This is a genomic window from Sphingobacteriales bacterium (assembly GCA_016700115.1).
In the GTDB taxonomy this organism is placed as follows: Bacteria; Bacteroidota; Bacteroidia; order Chitinophagales; family UBA2359; genus UBA2359.
In genome coordinates, this window is the sequence record CP064999.1 from 5,631,711 (window position 1) to 5,646,599 (window position 14,889).

General features: G+C 40.1%; 26 protein-coding genes. 1 reads left to right on the forward strand and 25 read right to left on the reverse strand.

The genetic code is table 11. From position 1 onward, the window contains the following. Positions 1 to 25: 25 nt before the first annotated feature. The 25 genes from rplO to IPM47_20325 all read right to left on the reverse strand — a co-directional run bounded on the left by rplO (position 26) and on the right by IPM47_20325 (position 13,491). The gene (rplO, locus tag IPM47_20205) at positions 26 to 496 is read right to left on the reverse strand and encodes a 50S ribosomal protein L15 (GenBank protein QQS31540.1); all 471 of its coding nucleotides are present in this window, start codon (positions 494 to 496) and stop codon (positions 26 to 28) included. Between the two features lie 4 nt (positions 497 to 500). Then, positions 501 to 683: a 50S ribosomal protein L30 gene (gene rpmD / locus IPM47_20210; GenBank protein QQS29127.1), complete on the reverse strand. Its 183-nt coding sequence runs from the start codon at positions 681 to 683 to the stop codon at positions 501 to 503. Between the two features lie 41 nt (positions 684 to 724). Beyond that, entirely contained in the window at positions 725 to 1,240 is a 516-nt protein-coding gene (gene rpsE / locus IPM47_20215; GenBank protein QQS29128.1) for a 30S ribosomal protein S5, read from the reverse strand. 15 nt (positions 1,241 to 1,255) lie between these two features. Next, on the reverse strand, positions 1,256 to 1,612 hold the full coding sequence (rplR, locus tag IPM47_20220) for a 50S ribosomal protein L18 (GenBank protein ID QQS29129.1): 357 nt from the start codon (positions 1,610 to 1,612) through the stop codon (positions 1,256 to 1,258). Between the two features lie 58 nt (positions 1,613 to 1,670). Continuing rightward, the gene (gene rplF / locus IPM47_20225; GenBank protein QQS29130.1) at positions 1,671 to 2,249 is read right to left on the reverse strand and encodes a 50S ribosomal protein L6; all 579 of its coding nucleotides are present in this window, start codon (positions 2,247 to 2,249) and stop codon (positions 1,671 to 1,673) included. Between the two features lie 19 nt (positions 2,250 to 2,268). After that, positions 2,269 to 2,676 (reverse strand): 30S ribosomal protein S8, encoded by a 408-nt coding sequence (rpsH, locus tag IPM47_20230; GenBank protein ID QQS29131.1) that lies wholly within the window; start codon positions 2,674 to 2,676, stop codon positions 2,269 to 2,271. Positions 2,677 to 2,731: 55 nt separating this feature from the next. Continuing rightward, complete coding sequence (rpsN, locus tag IPM47_20235) at positions 2,732 to 3,001, reverse strand: 30S ribosomal protein S14 (protein ID QQS29132.1); 270 nt, start codon at positions 2,999 to 3,001, stop codon at positions 2,732 to 2,734. After that, positions 2,994 to 3,566, reverse strand: coding sequence for a 50S ribosomal protein L5 (gene rplE, locus IPM47_20240; GenBank protein ID QQS29133.1), 573 nt, complete (start codon positions 3,564 to 3,566; stop codon positions 2,994 to 2,996). Before rplE ends, rpsN begins: the two co-directional genes overlap by 8 nt. Next, positions 3,566 to 3,922 (reverse strand): 50S ribosomal protein L24, encoded by a 357-nt coding sequence (gene rplX / locus IPM47_20245; GenBank protein ID QQS29134.1) that lies wholly within the window; start codon positions 3,920 to 3,922, stop codon positions 3,566 to 3,568. The genes rplE and rplX overlap by 1 nt, the downstream gene beginning before the upstream one ends. A 42-nt stretch (positions 3,923 to 3,964) precedes the next feature. Beyond that, positions 3,965 to 4,333: a 50S ribosomal protein L14 gene (gene rplN, locus IPM47_20250; protein ID QQS29135.1), complete on the reverse strand. Its 369-nt coding sequence runs from the start codon at positions 4,331 to 4,333 to the stop codon at positions 3,965 to 3,967. 8 nt (positions 4,334 to 4,341) lie between these two features. Beyond that, complete coding sequence (gene rpsQ, locus IPM47_20255; GenBank protein QQS29136.1) at positions 4,342 to 4,599, reverse strand: 30S ribosomal protein S17; 258 nt, start codon at positions 4,597 to 4,599, stop codon at positions 4,342 to 4,344. Positions 4,600 to 4,640: 41 nt separating this feature from the next. Then, positions 4,641 to 4,850 carry a 50S ribosomal protein L29 gene (gene rpmC, locus IPM47_20260; GenBank protein QQS29137.1) on the reverse strand — a complete coding sequence of 70 codons (210 nt, stop codon included), beginning with the start codon at positions 4,848 to 4,850 and terminating at the stop codon, positions 4,641 to 4,643. Positions 4,851 to 4,868: 18 nt separating this feature from the next. Further along, positions 4,869 to 5,288: a 50S ribosomal protein L16 gene (gene rplP, locus IPM47_20265; GenBank protein ID QQS29138.1), complete on the reverse strand. Its 420-nt coding sequence runs from the start codon at positions 5,286 to 5,288 to the stop codon at positions 4,869 to 4,871. 71 nt (positions 5,289 to 5,359) lie between these two features. After that, a complete protein-coding gene (gene rpsC, locus IPM47_20270; GenBank protein ID QQS29139.1) occupies positions 5,360 to 6,094 on the reverse strand; it encodes a 30S ribosomal protein S3 in 735 nt (244 codons plus the stop codon). A 38-nt stretch (positions 6,095 to 6,132) separates the two neighbouring features. Further along, the gene (gene rplV, locus IPM47_20275) at positions 6,133 to 6,483 is read right to left on the reverse strand and encodes a 50S ribosomal protein L22 (protein QQS29140.1); all 351 of its coding nucleotides are present in this window, start codon (positions 6,481 to 6,483) and stop codon (positions 6,133 to 6,135) included. A 51-nt stretch (positions 6,484 to 6,534) separates the two neighbouring features. Continuing rightward, entirely contained in the window at positions 6,535 to 6,801 is a 267-nt protein-coding gene (rpsS, locus tag IPM47_20280; protein QQS29141.1) for a 30S ribosomal protein S19, read from the reverse strand. Between the two features lie 2 nt (positions 6,802 to 6,803). Next, positions 6,804 to 7,640 carry a 50S ribosomal protein L2 gene (gene rplB, locus IPM47_20285; protein QQS29142.1) on the reverse strand — a complete coding sequence of 279 codons (837 nt, stop codon included), beginning with the start codon at positions 7,638 to 7,640 and terminating at the stop codon, positions 6,804 to 6,806. 64 nt (positions 7,641 to 7,704) lie between these two features. Beyond that, complete coding sequence (gene rplW, locus IPM47_20290) at positions 7,705 to 8,001, reverse strand: 50S ribosomal protein L23 (protein QQS29143.1); 297 nt, start codon at positions 7,999 to 8,001, stop codon at positions 7,705 to 7,707. A gap of 31 nt (positions 8,002 to 8,032) precedes the next feature. Continuing rightward, positions 8,033 to 8,659: a 50S ribosomal protein L4 gene (rplD, locus tag IPM47_20295; protein QQS29144.1), complete on the reverse strand. Its 627-nt coding sequence runs from the start codon at positions 8,657 to 8,659 to the stop codon at positions 8,033 to 8,035. Positions 8,660 to 8,665: 6 nt separating this feature from the next. Further along, positions 8,666 to 9,286 carry a 50S ribosomal protein L3 gene (rplC, locus tag IPM47_20300; protein QQS29145.1) on the reverse strand — a complete coding sequence of 207 codons (621 nt, stop codon included), beginning with the start codon at positions 9,284 to 9,286 and terminating at the stop codon, positions 8,666 to 8,668. Between the two features lie 6 nt (positions 9,287 to 9,292). After that, on the reverse strand, positions 9,293 to 9,601 hold the full coding sequence (rpsJ, locus tag IPM47_20305) for a 30S ribosomal protein S10 (GenBank protein ID QQS29146.1): 309 nt from the start codon (positions 9,599 to 9,601) through the stop codon (positions 9,293 to 9,295). Beyond that, positions 9,598 to 11,727, reverse strand: coding sequence for an elongation factor G (fusA, locus tag IPM47_20310; protein QQS29147.1), 2,130 nt, complete (start codon positions 11,725 to 11,727; stop codon positions 9,598 to 9,600). Before fusA ends, rpsJ begins: the two co-directional genes overlap by 4 nt. Positions 11,728 to 11,782: 55 nt before the next feature. Continuing rightward, positions 11,783 to 12,250 (reverse strand): 30S ribosomal protein S7, encoded by a 468-nt coding sequence (gene rpsG, locus IPM47_20315; GenBank protein QQS29148.1) that lies wholly within the window; start codon positions 12,248 to 12,250, stop codon positions 11,783 to 11,785. Positions 12,251 to 12,294: 44 nt separating this feature from the next. Further along, positions 12,295 to 12,711, reverse strand: a complete 417-nt coding sequence (locus IPM47_20320; GenBank protein QQS29149.1) for a 30S ribosomal protein S12 — start codon at positions 12,709 to 12,711, stop codon at positions 12,295 to 12,297. A 360-nt stretch (positions 12,712 to 13,071) separates the two neighbouring features. Continuing rightward, positions 13,072 to 13,491, reverse strand: coding sequence for a nucleoside-diphosphate kinase (locus IPM47_20325; GenBank protein ID QQS29150.1), 420 nt, complete (start codon positions 13,489 to 13,491; stop codon positions 13,072 to 13,074). A gap of 233 nt (positions 13,492 to 13,724) precedes the next feature. Between IPM47_20325 and IPM47_20330 the strand changes: the two genes are divergently transcribed. Continuing rightward, complete coding sequence (locus tag IPM47_20330; GenBank protein QQS29151.1) at positions 13,725 to 14,744, forward strand: bifunctional oligoribonuclease/PAP phosphatase NrnA; 1,020 nt, start codon at positions 13,725 to 13,727, stop codon at positions 14,742 to 14,744. Positions 14,745 to 14,889: the final 145 nt, after the last annotated feature.

Sequence of the window (14,889 nt, forward strand, 5' to 3'; positions counted from 1 at the left end):
TTACAGCCGTAGTAACTTTTTAAAATCAATCTATAACATTAACAGTTTCCCCAATAATACTAACAGTTCCCCCGGCATCTTCAATAGCTTTTTGGGCAGTTGCGCTAAAAGCGTGAGCATGAACCGTTAAGGCTTTAGTCAATTCTCCATTGGCTAAAATTTTAACTTTATCATCCTGACGAAGGAGGCGAAGTTTACGCATTGTCTCATAATCAATTGTAGAAATTCCATGCTTTTCAGCAACCATTTCCAATTTTGCCAAATCTATTACGGTATAAGAAATACGGTTGACGTTTTTGAATCCTCTTTTGGGCACACGCATTTGAATAGGCGTTTGTCCACCTTCAAAGGCACGTTTTCTCGAATAGCCTGAACGGGATTGACCTCCTTTGTGACCACGAGTACTGGTTCCGCCCCGGCCAGATCCTTGCCCTCTTCCAACTCGTTTTTCCTTATGAATTGCGCCAGATGCAGGCTTTAAATTACTTAGTGTTATCATTTCAGTCTATTTGTTCAACGTTTACTAAATGCAATACTTTATTAACCATCCCTTTAATTTGAGGTGTGGCTGTATGTTCAACCGAGTGGTTTATTTTTCGCAAACCCAAGGCAATCATCGTTCGTTTTTGCCTTTTTGTTTGGTCAATTACACTTTTCTTTTGGGTTATTTTTAGTTTGGTCATTGTAAAGGTTTTTTTATGTATATAGCTTTCAATCGCTACAATTAACCGTTAAATACTTTTTCAACAGACAACGAGCGGCGTTTAGCAACTTCAATTGGACTCCGCAACAATGTTAGCGCTCTAATAGTTGCTTTGACCACGTTATGTGGATTGGATGAACCGAGCGATTTGGCAATTACGTCTGTTACACCGGCGCTTTCCAAAACGGCACGCATAGCTCCACCGGCAATTACACCGGTACCTTTAGCCGCAGGTTTAATAATGACTTTGGCAGCTCCGTATTTAGCAAATTGCGGGTGAGGAATGGAACCATTTTTAATTGGCACCTTCACCATACTTTTTGTTGCATCGTCTTTGCCTTTATCAATCGCTTCTGTAACTTCTCTTGCTTTACCTAAACCTTGACCGACAACACCAGAACCGTCGCCTACAACAACGATAGCAGAAAAACTGAATGTTCTACCACCTTTAGTTACTTTAGCTACGCGGTTGATACCTACGACTTTGTGTTTAACCTCAGTTGTTTCGGTAGCTTTTATTTTTTTATCGTTCTGCATGATTTGCAATGTTTTTTAAAATTTTAACCCGCCTTCACGAGCGCCTTCAGCGATTGCTTTGACTCGTCCGTGATATAAATAGCCTCCGCGATCAAACACAACTCCCTCAATTCCTGCGGCTAATGCGCGCTCTGCAATTAATTTTCCAACCAACTTAGACGAATCCACCTTGCACATTTGCTGAGATGAAATAGCCGGCTCTTTAGATGATGATGAAGCTAATGTAATGCCATTCAAATCGTCAATCAACTGACAATAAATGAACTTATTGCTTCTAAATACCGATAATCTGGGCAATTCTGATGTGCCGGAAACTTTTTTCCGGATTCTGTATCGAATTTTTTGCCTCCTCAGTGTTTTATTGAACGCCATATAATCAGGGAACCTTTAATTTAATATATGAAATATGCTTAAAAAGCAATCAACGAAACTATTTTTTACCTTTACCTCCACCTTTACCGGCAGATTTACCGGCTTTACGCCTGACAAGCTCTCCTGTAAACCGGACACCTTTACCTTTATAAGGTTCTGGTTTGCGCAAGCCGCGGATTTTGGCGGCAACTTGGCCTAACAACTGTTTATCATTGCTTTCCAAAATAACCGTTGGGTTTTGTCCTTTTTCAGAAAGTGTAGATACTTTGATCTCGCGAGGCACTACAAAATAAATTGGATGAGAAAAGCCTAATGCCAATTCTAATACCTGGCCTTTATTGCTTGCCCTATACCCTACACCAACTAATTCCAATTGTTTTTTAAAGCCTTCAGAAACACCACTTACCATATTGTTTAATAACGACCGGTAAAGCCCGTGCAATTCACGATGGCGTTTTTGGTTAGTTGGGCGATTGACAGTAACTACTCCGTCTTCCATCTTAATCTCTATATCCGGATCAATTGCCTGATGCAATTCGCCCTTAGGACCTTTGACTATCACTTTACTTGCCGATTTATCATATTTAAAATCTACTCCTTTGGGGAGGGTAATCGGCATTTTTCCTATACGAGACATTCTAGTAAACTTTAAAAAATTAGTAAACAAAACACAATACCTCGCCGCCAACATTCAGGTTACGAGCTTCCTTATCAGTCATTACTCCTTTGGAAGTGGAAACAATAGCAATTCCTAATCCATTCATCACCCTTGGTAAATCATCCGAACCTTTATATTGTCTTAATCCCGGACGGCTAAAACGTATGAGTTTAGTAATGGCAGATTCTTTGGTATATGGATCATATTTTAACGCTATTTTAATAGCGCCTTGTCCATTTTCTGTTTCTTCAAACTTATAACGGTGAATATAGCCTTGCTCATACAAAATCTCTGTCATTCTCTTTTTCAAATTAGAAGACGGAATTTCGACCACCCGATGCCGGGCCATAATGGCATTGCGGATACGCGTTAAAAAATCACCTATGCTGTCTGTTACTGCTGACATATCTGATAACTGAATATTAAATGCGCCAAAGCGCGAATGAACAGGTTTAATAAATTTACCAACTCGCTTTTCTTACTCCCGGAATTTTACCATAAGAGGCCAATTCTCTGAACTTCAAACGTGAAATTCCAAAGTGCCGGATAAATGCCCTTGGTCGTCCTGTCAAGCTGCATCTGTTTCGCAAGCGAACAGGTGAAGCATTTCGGGGCAGTTTGTCTAACTCATCGTAGTTGCCTTCTGCTTTGAGTTTTGCCCTTTTCTCGGCATATTTAGCAACAAGTTGCTCACGTTTAAGTTGTCTGGCTATAATGGAAATCTTAGACATCGGCTTGTTCGGTTTTTTTGTTTTTGAATGGCATTCCCAATTCTGAAAGCAAAGCATACGCTTCTTTATCGCTTTTGGCAGAGGTAACAAAAGTTACGTCATACCCACAAATTCGGCTGATTTTATCAATTTCTATTTCAGGGAAAATAATTTGTTCAGTAACTCCCATAGTATAGTTTCCACGTCCATCAAAACTTTTATCATTGATGCCCCGAAAATCGCGAACCCGCGGTAAAGCTATGGTAACCAAACGGTCTAAAAATTCCCACATAATATCTCCTCTAAGAGTCGTTCTGACACCGATGGGCATTTCCTCGCGCAATTTAAAATTTGAAATTGACAAACGCGCTTTGGTAGGTACAGCTTTTTGCCCGGCGATTGTTGTAAGCTCTTTAATAGCTGTATCTATCAGTTTTTTATCAGCTACTGCTGCGCCTACACCCTGATTGATGCAAATCTTCAAAAGCTTCGGTACTTGCATCACTGAAGTGTAATTAAACTGTTCTTTTAATTTGCTGACAACAGTTTTTCTATATGTTTCTTTAAGTCTTGGTGTGTAAGTCATTAGTTTAGTTCCTCCCCACTTTTTTTAGCGTAACGGATAATTTTCCCTTCATTAACTTTTCGCCCAACTCTGGTTGGTTTTCCTGATTTTGGGTCAACCAACATCAGATTAGATAAAGTAATGGGGGCTTCCATTTCAATAATTCCACCATTAGGGTGTTTTGCAGAAGGTTTGGCATGTTTAACCACCATATTCACTCCTTCAACAATAGCCTTCCCTTTCTCAGTATCAATAGACAACACTCTACCGGAAACTCCTTTGCTGTCCCCTGCAATAACGATGACGTTATCACCTTTTTTTATTTTAAATTTTGGCTTAAAGCGCTTTTGCAGTTTAGGCCTGTTTTGACTTTTCATAGATCAAAATTTCTGTCTTTTTATAAAAACACCAACTATTACTTAAATGACTTCAGGGGCTAACGAAGCAATCCTGGTAAATCCCCTGTCACGCAATTCACGGGCAACAGGTCCAAAGATACGTGTTCCACGCAAATCACCGGCATTGTTTAACAAAACAACCGCGTTATCATCAAACCTGATATAGCTTCCATCTTTGCGACGAACCTGCTTCTTAGTTCTGATAACAACTGCTTTGGAAACAATTCCTGCTTTAACGTTTCCAGATGGAAGTGCGTCTTTTACACTAACGACAATTTCATCTCCCAAAGAAGCATATCGTTTTCTTGTTCCTCCTAAAACCCTAATACATAGCACCTCTTTGGCACCGCTATTGTCTGCTACTCTGAGTCGGCTTTCTTGTTGAATCATGGCACTTATTATTTTGCTCTTTCAATAATTTCCACTAATCGCCAGCTTTTGGTTTTACTTAGCGGACGGGTCTCCATAATGCGCACTACATCTCCAATGTTACACTCGTTTTTCTCGTCGTGTGCGGCATATTTTTTACTCTTTTTAATAAATTTTCCATAGATAGGATGTTTTACCTTCCTTTCTACCAAAACGGTAATGGTTTTTTGCATTTTATTGCTGGCTACCACACCTGTACGCTGCTTTCGCAAATTCCTTTCTGTCATTGTCATCTTATGCAGATTTTACTTTTATGATATGCTATGCGTTACGCTTGGTTTTTAATTTCTCTGGCGCGTAACTCGGTTTTAATGCGGGCAATATCTCTTCTGAGCTTCAACAGCACGTTGGTGTTTTCAATAGGAGATACGGCATGGTTAAACCGGAGTTTTTGCAACCGCATTACTTCTTCTCTTTCCTTATCCAATAGTTCGTCGGTGGAAAGATCTTTAAAATTGATTTTTACTTTTTTCGCCATGACTTCTACAAAAAGTTATTATTCCTGAAAATCTCTTCTAACAATAAATTTGGTCTTGATGGGAAGCTTTTGAGAAGCCAAACGCAAAGCTTCCTGAGCTATTTCCAAGGACACACCTTCGATTTCAAACATAATTCTGCCGGCTTTTACAACTGCCACCCATTGATCGTGCGCACCTTTACCTTTACCCATCCGCACTTCTAAAGGTTTTTTGGTAATGGTTTTATCAGGAAAAATTCTGATCCATACCTTTCCCTCTCTTTTCATGTAACGCGTCAACGCTACCCGTGCAGACTCAATCTGTCTGTTGGTTATCCAATAACTGTCCAAAGACTTTAATCCGAAAGAGCCGAAAGCAAGAGAAGCGCCTCTGTGAGCATCTCCTTTCATTCTGCCCTTCTGCATTTTCCTGTATTTTGTCCTTTTGGGCTGTAACATCGTTTGTTCTTTTTAATGGCCTCTCTTTAAAGGCCGGCACTCTGAAAAATTATACTACAATAAATTTCTTCTTAACTATTCTGTCCTTTGCGACGATTGTTATTATTATTTCCCATTCCGCCGCTTCTGGGTCCTCGTTTTTTGTCTTTTGACGATTGTTCAGGAGCTAAATCGCGTTTCACTAAAATTTCTCCCCGGCAAATCCACACTTTAATGCCAATTTTACCATAAACCGTTTGGGCTTCTTTCAAAGCATAATCTATATCTGAACGAAAAGTATGGAGCGGCGTTTTGCCGTCTTTTATCTCTTCGCTACGAGCCATCTCTGCACCACCTAAACGACCGGAAATTCTAACTTTTATTCCCTCTGCACCTGCTCTCATAGTTGCACCGGTTGCTGTTTTAATTGCACGGCGATAATTGACCCTGGACTCAATTTGTTTGGCTATATTTTCTGCAACTATGCTGGCATCTAAATCCGGTGTCCGGATTTCGGAGATGTTTATCTGAACATCTTTTTTGGTCAGCCTTTTTAATTCATCTTTTACACGGTCAACCTCTCCACCACCTTTTCCAATGATAATACCCGGTCTTGATGTGTGAATGTAAATGGTTACTCTTTTAAGAGTGCGCTCGATTACAATTCTTGCAATACCGCCTTTAGCGATACGCGCATTCAGATATTGTCTGATTTGCTCGTCTTCGCGTAGTTTTTCCGGAAAAGTAGAGGGGGGTGAAAACCAATTGGAATCCCAACCTCTGATGTATCCTAACCTATGTGATATTGGGTTTACTTTCTGTCCCATAAATTTGTTTATTTCTTAGATGCCGGTTTAAGCCTGAATTAATTTTTAACGGTTTCTGCGTCCAAAACGATAGTAATATGGTTGGAACGTTTGCGAATTCGGTGTGCACGACCATGCGGAGCCGGTCGAAATCTTTTTATCATTCGGCCACTGTCAACCATAATTCGTTTTACATACAGCGAGCCTTCCTCAAGGCCTGCGTCGGAATTGTTTTGTCGGTTAGCAATTGCCGATAGCAACAACTGTGTCAGAGGTTTTGAGGCAACTTGCTTAGAAAATTTAAGCAATTTCAACGCATCTTCCACTTTTTTACCCCTGATCACATCAGCCAGAAGTCTCATCTTCCGGGGAGAGGTAGGATAATTTTTCAAACTTGCATTCGTTTCCATGTGCCAGCTATAGTTTATTCGCTTTTACTTAAATAATTTTAAACAATTTGCCTATTTCTTTTTGGCAGCATGTCCTTTAAAGTTACGGGTCGGGGCAAACTCACCCAATTTATGCCCTACCATATTTTCCGTTACATACACAGGGATAAATTTGTTTCCATTGTGTACGGTAAATGTCAGACCTACGCAATCAGGAATAATCATTGATGCACGAGACCAGGTCTTAATGACCGACTTTTTCTTGCCAACATTTGCTGCTTCAATTTTTTTGAGCAGTTTATGGTGAATATAAGGTCCTTTTTTTAAGGAGCGAGCCATAACTATTTACTTTTCTTTCTATTGTTAATAATTAGTCTGGAAGACGGTTTGTTTCTGTTTCTGGTTTTTTGCCCTTTGGCATACAAGCCTGTGCGTGAGCGGGGGTGACCTCCTGAAGCACGACCTTCTCCACCACCCATTGGGTGATCTACCGGGTTCATGGCAACTCCCCGTACTCTTGGACGAATACCAAGCCATCTTTTGCGGCCGGCTTTACCAAGTCTTTCAAGGTTGTGGTCTGAATTTGAAACAGTTCCTATAGTCGCAACACATTCAAGCAATACCATGCGGGTTTCGCCTGAAGGCAATTTCAAAATGGCATATCTTCCGTCTTTAGCTGCCAATTGTGCATAAGTTCCGGCACTTCTTGCCATAACACCACCTCTACCGGGTGTTAACTCAACATTATGGATAACAGTTCCCAAAGGTATGTACCGCAATTTGAGAGAGTTTCCAACATCGGGTGAAATATCGGCTCCATCGCCGGAGACAACAGTTTGCCCAACTTTTAAACCTTCGGGAGCCAATATATATCTTTTTTCTCCATCAACATAAAACAACAAGGCAATAAATGCACTTCTGTTCGGATCGTATTCGATGGAATTTACTTTTGCAGGCACGTTGTTTTTATCGCGCTTAAAATCAATAAAGCGGTAACGTTTTTTGTGTCCCCCTCCTTTTTGTCTTACCGACATCCGCCCTTGATTGTTTCTTCCTCCCGATTTAGAAATACCGGTTACCAAACTTTTTTCCGGTTTATCAACCGTCAGCTCGGTAAAAGTATTGGCTATTCTGAAACGAGAGCCGGGGGTAATGGGATTTAATTTTTTAGTTGCCATAGTACAAATAGGATAGTTATCGGTTATCCTGAAACCTTATTTTTTAGCTTGTTATTTTAGTAGCTTAAATTTCAGCGTAAAAATCAATTGTGTCTGAAGAAGCAAGGGTGATAAAAGCTTTTTTGACAGATTTGGTTCTTCCTTCAACGACCCCTTTTTTGGTAAAGCGCGAGCGAACCCTGGTTGGAGAAATGACGGTATTGACTTCTACCACTGTAACTCCATACATAGCTTCAATTGCTTTACGTATTTCTATTTTGTTGGCCTTTTTATCAACGACAAAGCAATATTTGTTTTGTTTGTCGGTGAGTTTTGCCGTTTTTTCTGTAACCAAAGGTTTAATCAATATATCTCGCGACATGACTTAAATAGTTTAGCCCTTTATCAGGATGTTAATTTTCAGAACCGGTAAATGACTTAGCCGCACTTTCGGTTAAGATTAATGTGTTGGTATTCAAAATAGAATAAGTATTGAGTAATTTAGCTGTAGCAATCTTGGCGTTTGGAATATTGCGCAAAGACAGGTGAACATTTTTAGCTACATTGTTCAACACTAACAATGTTTTTTTACTGCCAAGCCCTAAAGAATCAAGAACTTTTACATACTCTTTTGTCCGTGGTTGCGCAAAATCAAAGTCTTCAACAATCACAATTCTATTGTCTTGTGCAAGAACTGACAGTGCAGAATTTCTGGCTAAGGATTTAACCTTTTTATTCAATTTAAAGCTATAGTCCCGGGGACGAGGTCCGAAAATTGTTCCTCCTCCTTTAAACATCGGATTTTTTAAACTTCCTGCTCGAGCACCTCCGGTACCTTTCTGGCGTTTGATTTTGCGGGTAGAACGGGAAACTTCCCATTTTTCTTTGGTTTTGTGCGTTCCCTGACGTTGAGCTGCCAAATATTGTTTTACCGAAAGGTACATAACATGCTCGTTTGGCTCTAAGCCAAAAACCTCATCCGGCAATTCGACCGTTCTACCGGTATCTTGTCCGTTTATATTTAAAATATTGCGTACCATATAGTCCTATTTCACTTCAATGATTATGTATGAACCTTTAGCGCCGGGTACAGCACCGCCCACTAACACTAAGTTTTTATCTTCTAAAATTTTAACCAGCTTCAAATTATTGACTTTTACGCGGTCAGATCCCATTCTTCCTGCCATTCTTATTCCCTTGAATACGCGGGAAGGATATGAAGCTGAACCAATAGAACCTGCAGCTCTTAACCGGTTATGCTGACCATGTGTCTGTCCGCCAACTCCACTGAAACCATGTCGTTTTACAACACCCTGAAATCCTTTACCTTTAGAGGTGCCAACAACAGTTATTTTTTTAACGCCATTGAGCATACTGACATCAAATGTGTCGCCTAAATTGGCCGGAACATCAAAGTTTCTGAATTCTTTTACCAAACGCTTCGGAGTAACACCTGCTTTTTTGAAGTGTCCCTTTAATGGGGCTGAGGTGTTTTTCTCTTTTTTATCGTCAAAACCAAGTTGCACAGAATTATAACCGTCTGTTTCAACAGTTTTTACCTGAGTAACATAGCAGGGCCCTACTTCGAGAACCGTACATTGAACCTGCTTTCCTGAATCATCAAAAAAGCTGGTCATCCCTATTTTTTTGCCAATCAGACCTTTCATGGTATTTTACACTTTAATTTCAACGTCAACGCCGCTAGGCAATTCTAATTTCATCAGCGCATCAATAGTTTTAGGAGTTGAACTGTAAATATCAAGCAATCGCTTGTAAGTACACAACTCAAACTGCTCACGCGCTTTCTTATCAACGTGAGGGGATCGTAGAACCGTAAATATCTTTTTCTCTGTGGGCAGAGGAATTGGTCCCGATACCGCAGCACCGGTAGAACGCACGGTTTTAACAATTTTTGCCGAAGACTTGTCTATTAAGTTGTGGTCATAAGATTTCAACTTAATCCTGATTCTTTGTGTTGTCATTCTAATTCAACTTTTACATTACCTTTAGCCTTTGCAATTACTTCTTCGGCGATAGATGCCGGTGCAGGGGCGAAATGCGAAAACTCCATACTCGAAGTCGCACGTCCCGATGTTATTGTACGCAACGAAGTTACATAGCCAAACATTTCCGACAACGGAACTTTAGCTTTGATTACCTGTGCATTGTTTTTCATGTCAATACCCTCCATAATACCACGACGACGGTTCAGGTCCCCCATCACATCACCGGTATATTCATCTGGAGTTACTACTTCTAATTTCATAATTGGCTCCAATATCTGTGCTCCGGCTTGCTTAGTAGCCGTTCTGAAAGCCAGTTTCGCCGCCATTTCGAATGAAAAAGCATCAGAGTCAACCGCATGGAAACCTCCGTCATATAAACGAACACAAAGCGATTCCATCTGATACCCTGCCAAAGGTCCGTTCTTCATTGCGAGTTCAAATCCTTTCTGTACGGAAGGGATAAACTCACGAGGAATAGATCCTCCGACAATTTCGTTAAGGAACTGAAGTCCGGGTTTAATTTCACCGGTTTCAGCATCCGGTTTTGCAGGCATTACTTCCAAAGATATTTTTGCGTATTTACCTCTACCACCGGTTTGTTTTTTATACACTTCTGTATGGTCATAACTGCGGGTAATCGCTTCTTTATAGTTTACCTGAGGTGCGCCCTGATTACATTCTACTTTAAATTCGCGTCTGAGGCGGTCAACAATGATTTCAAGGTGCAATTCACCCATTCCGCTGATAACGGTCTGTCCGGTTTCTTCGTCATACCGCACTTTAAAGGTGGGATCTTCTTCAGCAAGTTTTGAAAGTCCGTTCCCAAGTTTATCAATATCTTTTTGAGTTTTTGGCTCAATTGCCAATGAAATTACGGGCTCAGGGAAATTCATGCTTTCGAGCACAATCGGATGCTCAGGGCTGCAAATTGTATCTCCTGTTTTCACGTCTTTAAAACCGACCCCTGCTCCAATATCGCCACATTCTACGGCTTCAATCGGATTTTGCTTATTGGCATGCATCTGATAAATTCGGGAAACACGGTCTTTTTTTCCGGTTCTTGTATTTAAAACCTGTCCACCAGCTTCCAAACGTCCGGAATAGACCCGGAAGAATGTCAAACGACCCACATAAGGATCGGTTGCAATTTTGAATGCTAAGGCTGCGAAAGGCTCTTTTACATCAACTTTGCGGGTAGTTGGTTCGTCTGTATCAGGGTTCATGCCTTCGATAGCAGGTTTGTCTAATGGCGAAGGCAAAAACTTGATAACACCATCCAACATAGCCTGAACACCTTTGTTTTTGAAAGACGAACCACACATCATTGGAATGATAGACATATCAATAGTCGCCTTGCGAATGGCATTGTTGATTTCGTCTTCAGTAATTGAATCCGGATCATCGAAAAACTTTTCGAGAATCCCATCATCATAGTCAGCAACAGCTTCCAACATCTTTTGACGGTAATCGGCAACCACCTCTTCGAGGTCTTCCGGAATAGGGATTACTTTATACGTCATTCCCTGGGTATCATCATCCCAAATAATGGCTTCGTTGCGAATAAGGTTAACCACCCCTCTGAAAGTTTCTTCTGCACCAATCGGAATTTGAATGGGAATCGGATTAGCACCCAATACTTCACGAACCTGTTTGACCACTTCGAGGAAGTCTGCTCCGGTTCTGTCCATTTTGTTTACAAAGCCAATTCTAGGTACATTATATCGGTTGGCCTGACGCCAAACTGTTTCAGACTGAGGTTCAACACCACCAACGGCGCAAAACAAAGCAACCACCCCATCCAGTACACGCAAAGATCGCTCTACTTCAACAGTAAAATCTACGTGGCCGGGTGTATCAATAATATTGATTTGATAGTCCTGATCTTGAAATTTCCATGCTGTACGAGTAGCAGCCGAGGTAATCGTAATACCGCGTTCCTGCTCTTGCTCCATCCAGTCCATTGTAGCACCACCTTCATGCACTTCTCCCATTTTGTGAATAATACCCGTGTAATAGAGTATTCTTTCCGTTGTGGTCGTTTTACCTGCATCAATATGCGCTGCAATTCCGATGTTTCTCGTATATCTTAAATCTCGTGCCATTTTACTAATCTGTTAGTCAAAAATCAAAAAATATTTATAACTATTATTATTTCTGTTAAACTCTGAAGTGCGCAAAAGCTTTGTTTGCCTCAGCCATACGATGTGTTTCATCTTTCTTTTTAACAGATGCGCCTTCGTTTTTAGATGCAGCGACAATTTCAGAGGCTAATTTGTGAGCCATAGATTTGCCGGTGCGTTTTCTGGAATAGGTAATCAACCATTTCATACCTACAGATACTCGTCTTTCAGGCCTGATTTCGCTGGGAATCTGGAATGTTGCTCCACCTATACGGCGGCTTCGAACCTCGACAGAAGGCATAATATTGTTTAATGCTTTCTTCCACAATTCGTAACCGTTTTCCTGAGACATCCCTTCAGCCATTTCTACTGCATCGTAAAAAATTTTATAAGAGACACTTTTTTTGCCTTCCCACATCATCATATTTACGAACCGCGTTACCTGAGTATCGTTGAACTTAGGATCCGGCAGAAGTATTCTCTTTTTTGGTTTTGCCTTGCGCATATCGTTTCTATCTCTGTTTATTGATGGATTTACTTAAACCTGTTTTATTTTTTCTTTCCGCCTTTAGCCGGTGCTGCTGCAACTGCTCCTTTTTTAGGACGTTTAGCGCCATACTTTGAACGACCTTGTCTTCTTTTGTCCACTCCTCCGGTATCTAAGGTGCCCCTTACAATATGATAACGAACTCCGGGAAGGTCTTTTACCCTGCCTCCGCGGATAAGGACAATCGAGTGTTCCTGCAAATTATGTCCTTCGCCGGGAATATATGCAATCACCTCAATTTGATTGGTAAGACGAACTTTGGCAACTTTGCGAAGTGCTGAATTCGGCTTTTTAGGAGTGGTCGTATATACTCTCGTACAAACACCCCTTCTTTGTGGGCATTTATCCAAAGCTCTGGATTTACTTACCGAAACAATCGGCTCCCTTCCGTTTCTAATCAACTGTTGTATTGTAGGCATGTGTAACCCTTAATTTTAAAGTCGTTCAATTTTGCGAAAGCTCTAACACCTTCGCGACGTTTTAGTATATAAATTCTGTTTCTGTTTTTTTCGCCCAATTAAATGGCATCTGTTCTCAGGTTTTCACCACTTAAAAGTGAAAAAAAGTTAAGAAAGATGCCTTCAAGAAAAGCGAGTGCAAAGATACGCATTTAAAATGTGCTATTCCAACTTTTTTTGTAAAAAAATACAAAATTTTGGTTGGCATTTTAAAACTATAAACTCAGTTGCACAAACATATTCTCAATCTCCTCAGACATTCAGTTTTCATGGTTTAACTTAGCATGTTCACCGAATACCTTATTATATATATAGCGTGTTTTAAAAACACTCTAATGAACTGAAAAAGAAGTTGGATTCAATCACCGCATTTTCATCTGAATCAGAACCGTGTACTGCATTTTCACCAACATTGGTACCATAAAGGTTTCTGATAGTTCCTGCTTCTGCTTTTGACGGGTCAGTACTTCCTATCAATGTTCTGAATGATTCAACGGCATTGTTTTTTTCTAAAACCAAAGCTACAATAGGTCCTGAAGACATAAAAGACACTAATTCACCATAAAAAGGGCGTTCTTTATGAACAGCATAAAATTCACCGGCTTTTTCATTGGTTAGCTTCGTGTATTTCATTGCGACAATTCGAAATCCTGCAGCATTCATTTGTGCTAAAATTGCACCTGCATGATTGCTTTTAACTGCATCCGGCTTAATCATTGAAAATGTTCTGTTGCCCGTCATTTCAGCTTTTTTTATTCGTTTTACTTTTTAATTGAAGAAAAAATTGGAAGTTTTTCTCCGAACAGGGCTGCAAAGGTATAAAAGAATCCGTTCTGTTAATCAGATATTTTTTCATTTTTTTTAAGAGTTTATTAAAAAATCAGAACTTTGCCTTTGAAACCTCCATCTTTACAACCCTTTATCTTATTTATCCGGTTGTATCCCTTTTTATAAATCAATCCTAACTTACTGACATGATCGAAATACAACAGATAAATGATTTATTAAACTCCCCTAAAAATATTGTCATCGTAACACATACCGGCCCTGATGGCGATGCCATAGGTTCTTCAATGGGGATGTATCACTTTTTGAACAACTTTGGTCATCAGGTTAAAGTTATCGTACCTAATGCTCCTCCTTCTTTTTTATCTTTTTTGACCCAAGCAGATGCTGTTTTGAATTTTGAGGAAAATGAAGAAGCTGGTGCTAATCTGATAAGTAGCGCGGACTTGTTATTTGTGTTGGATTTTAACACTGCATCGCGCGCTAAGGGAATGGATACATTATTGACCAATTCTGCAGCAGTCAAATTGATGATTGATCATCATCTGCTGCCAGACTTTCCTGCCGATTTCTCAATTTGTGATTCCAAGGCAAGCTCTACCGCCGAGCTTGTGTACCGGTTCATTTCGTTGTTGGGCAAGAGAGATTTCATTGGCAAATCTATTGCTGATGGTTTATATACCGGAATTTGTGCCGACACAGGCAGGTTTAAGTACAATATCACTCCGGAGGCTTTTAAGATTGCCGCTTTTTTAATGGAACAAGGAGCAGATATCGAATTCATTAATGAACAAATTTTTGACAGTTTTACTGAAAACAGACTGAGATTTTTGGGGTATTGCATCACCCAAAAACTAAAAGTTTTTCCCGAATTCAGTACTGCAATTATATCAGTTACCAATGAGGACATGGAGCTTTTTCAGTATAAATCCGGAGACATGGAGGGCATTGTAAACTATCCGCTTAGTATTAGTTCGGTCAGATTTAGCGCTTTGGTCAAAGAAGACAAAGATGTAACACGTTTGTCCCTCCGCTCAAAAGGTGATTTTCCGGTCAACGAGTTTGCAGCAAAATTTTTTAACGGTGGTGGGCATAAAAATGCGGCAGGAGGATCTTCAACCCTTTCGGTCGAAGAAACGGTCAATAAAATTATTGAAAAACTACCCTTCTATACCGATGAACTCTCTCCCACCCTTTTTGCCGTTTAAGGATTGAGTATTTTTTGTTGCGATGTAAGCAAGATAAAACCCCAGGTAATATCAAGTTTTCTAATTTAAATTATTGTACTGATAAAACGCCTTTTGTACTCATGTTGGTTTACAATTTAGTAAGTTTAGTCTTGTTTCGTTAAAT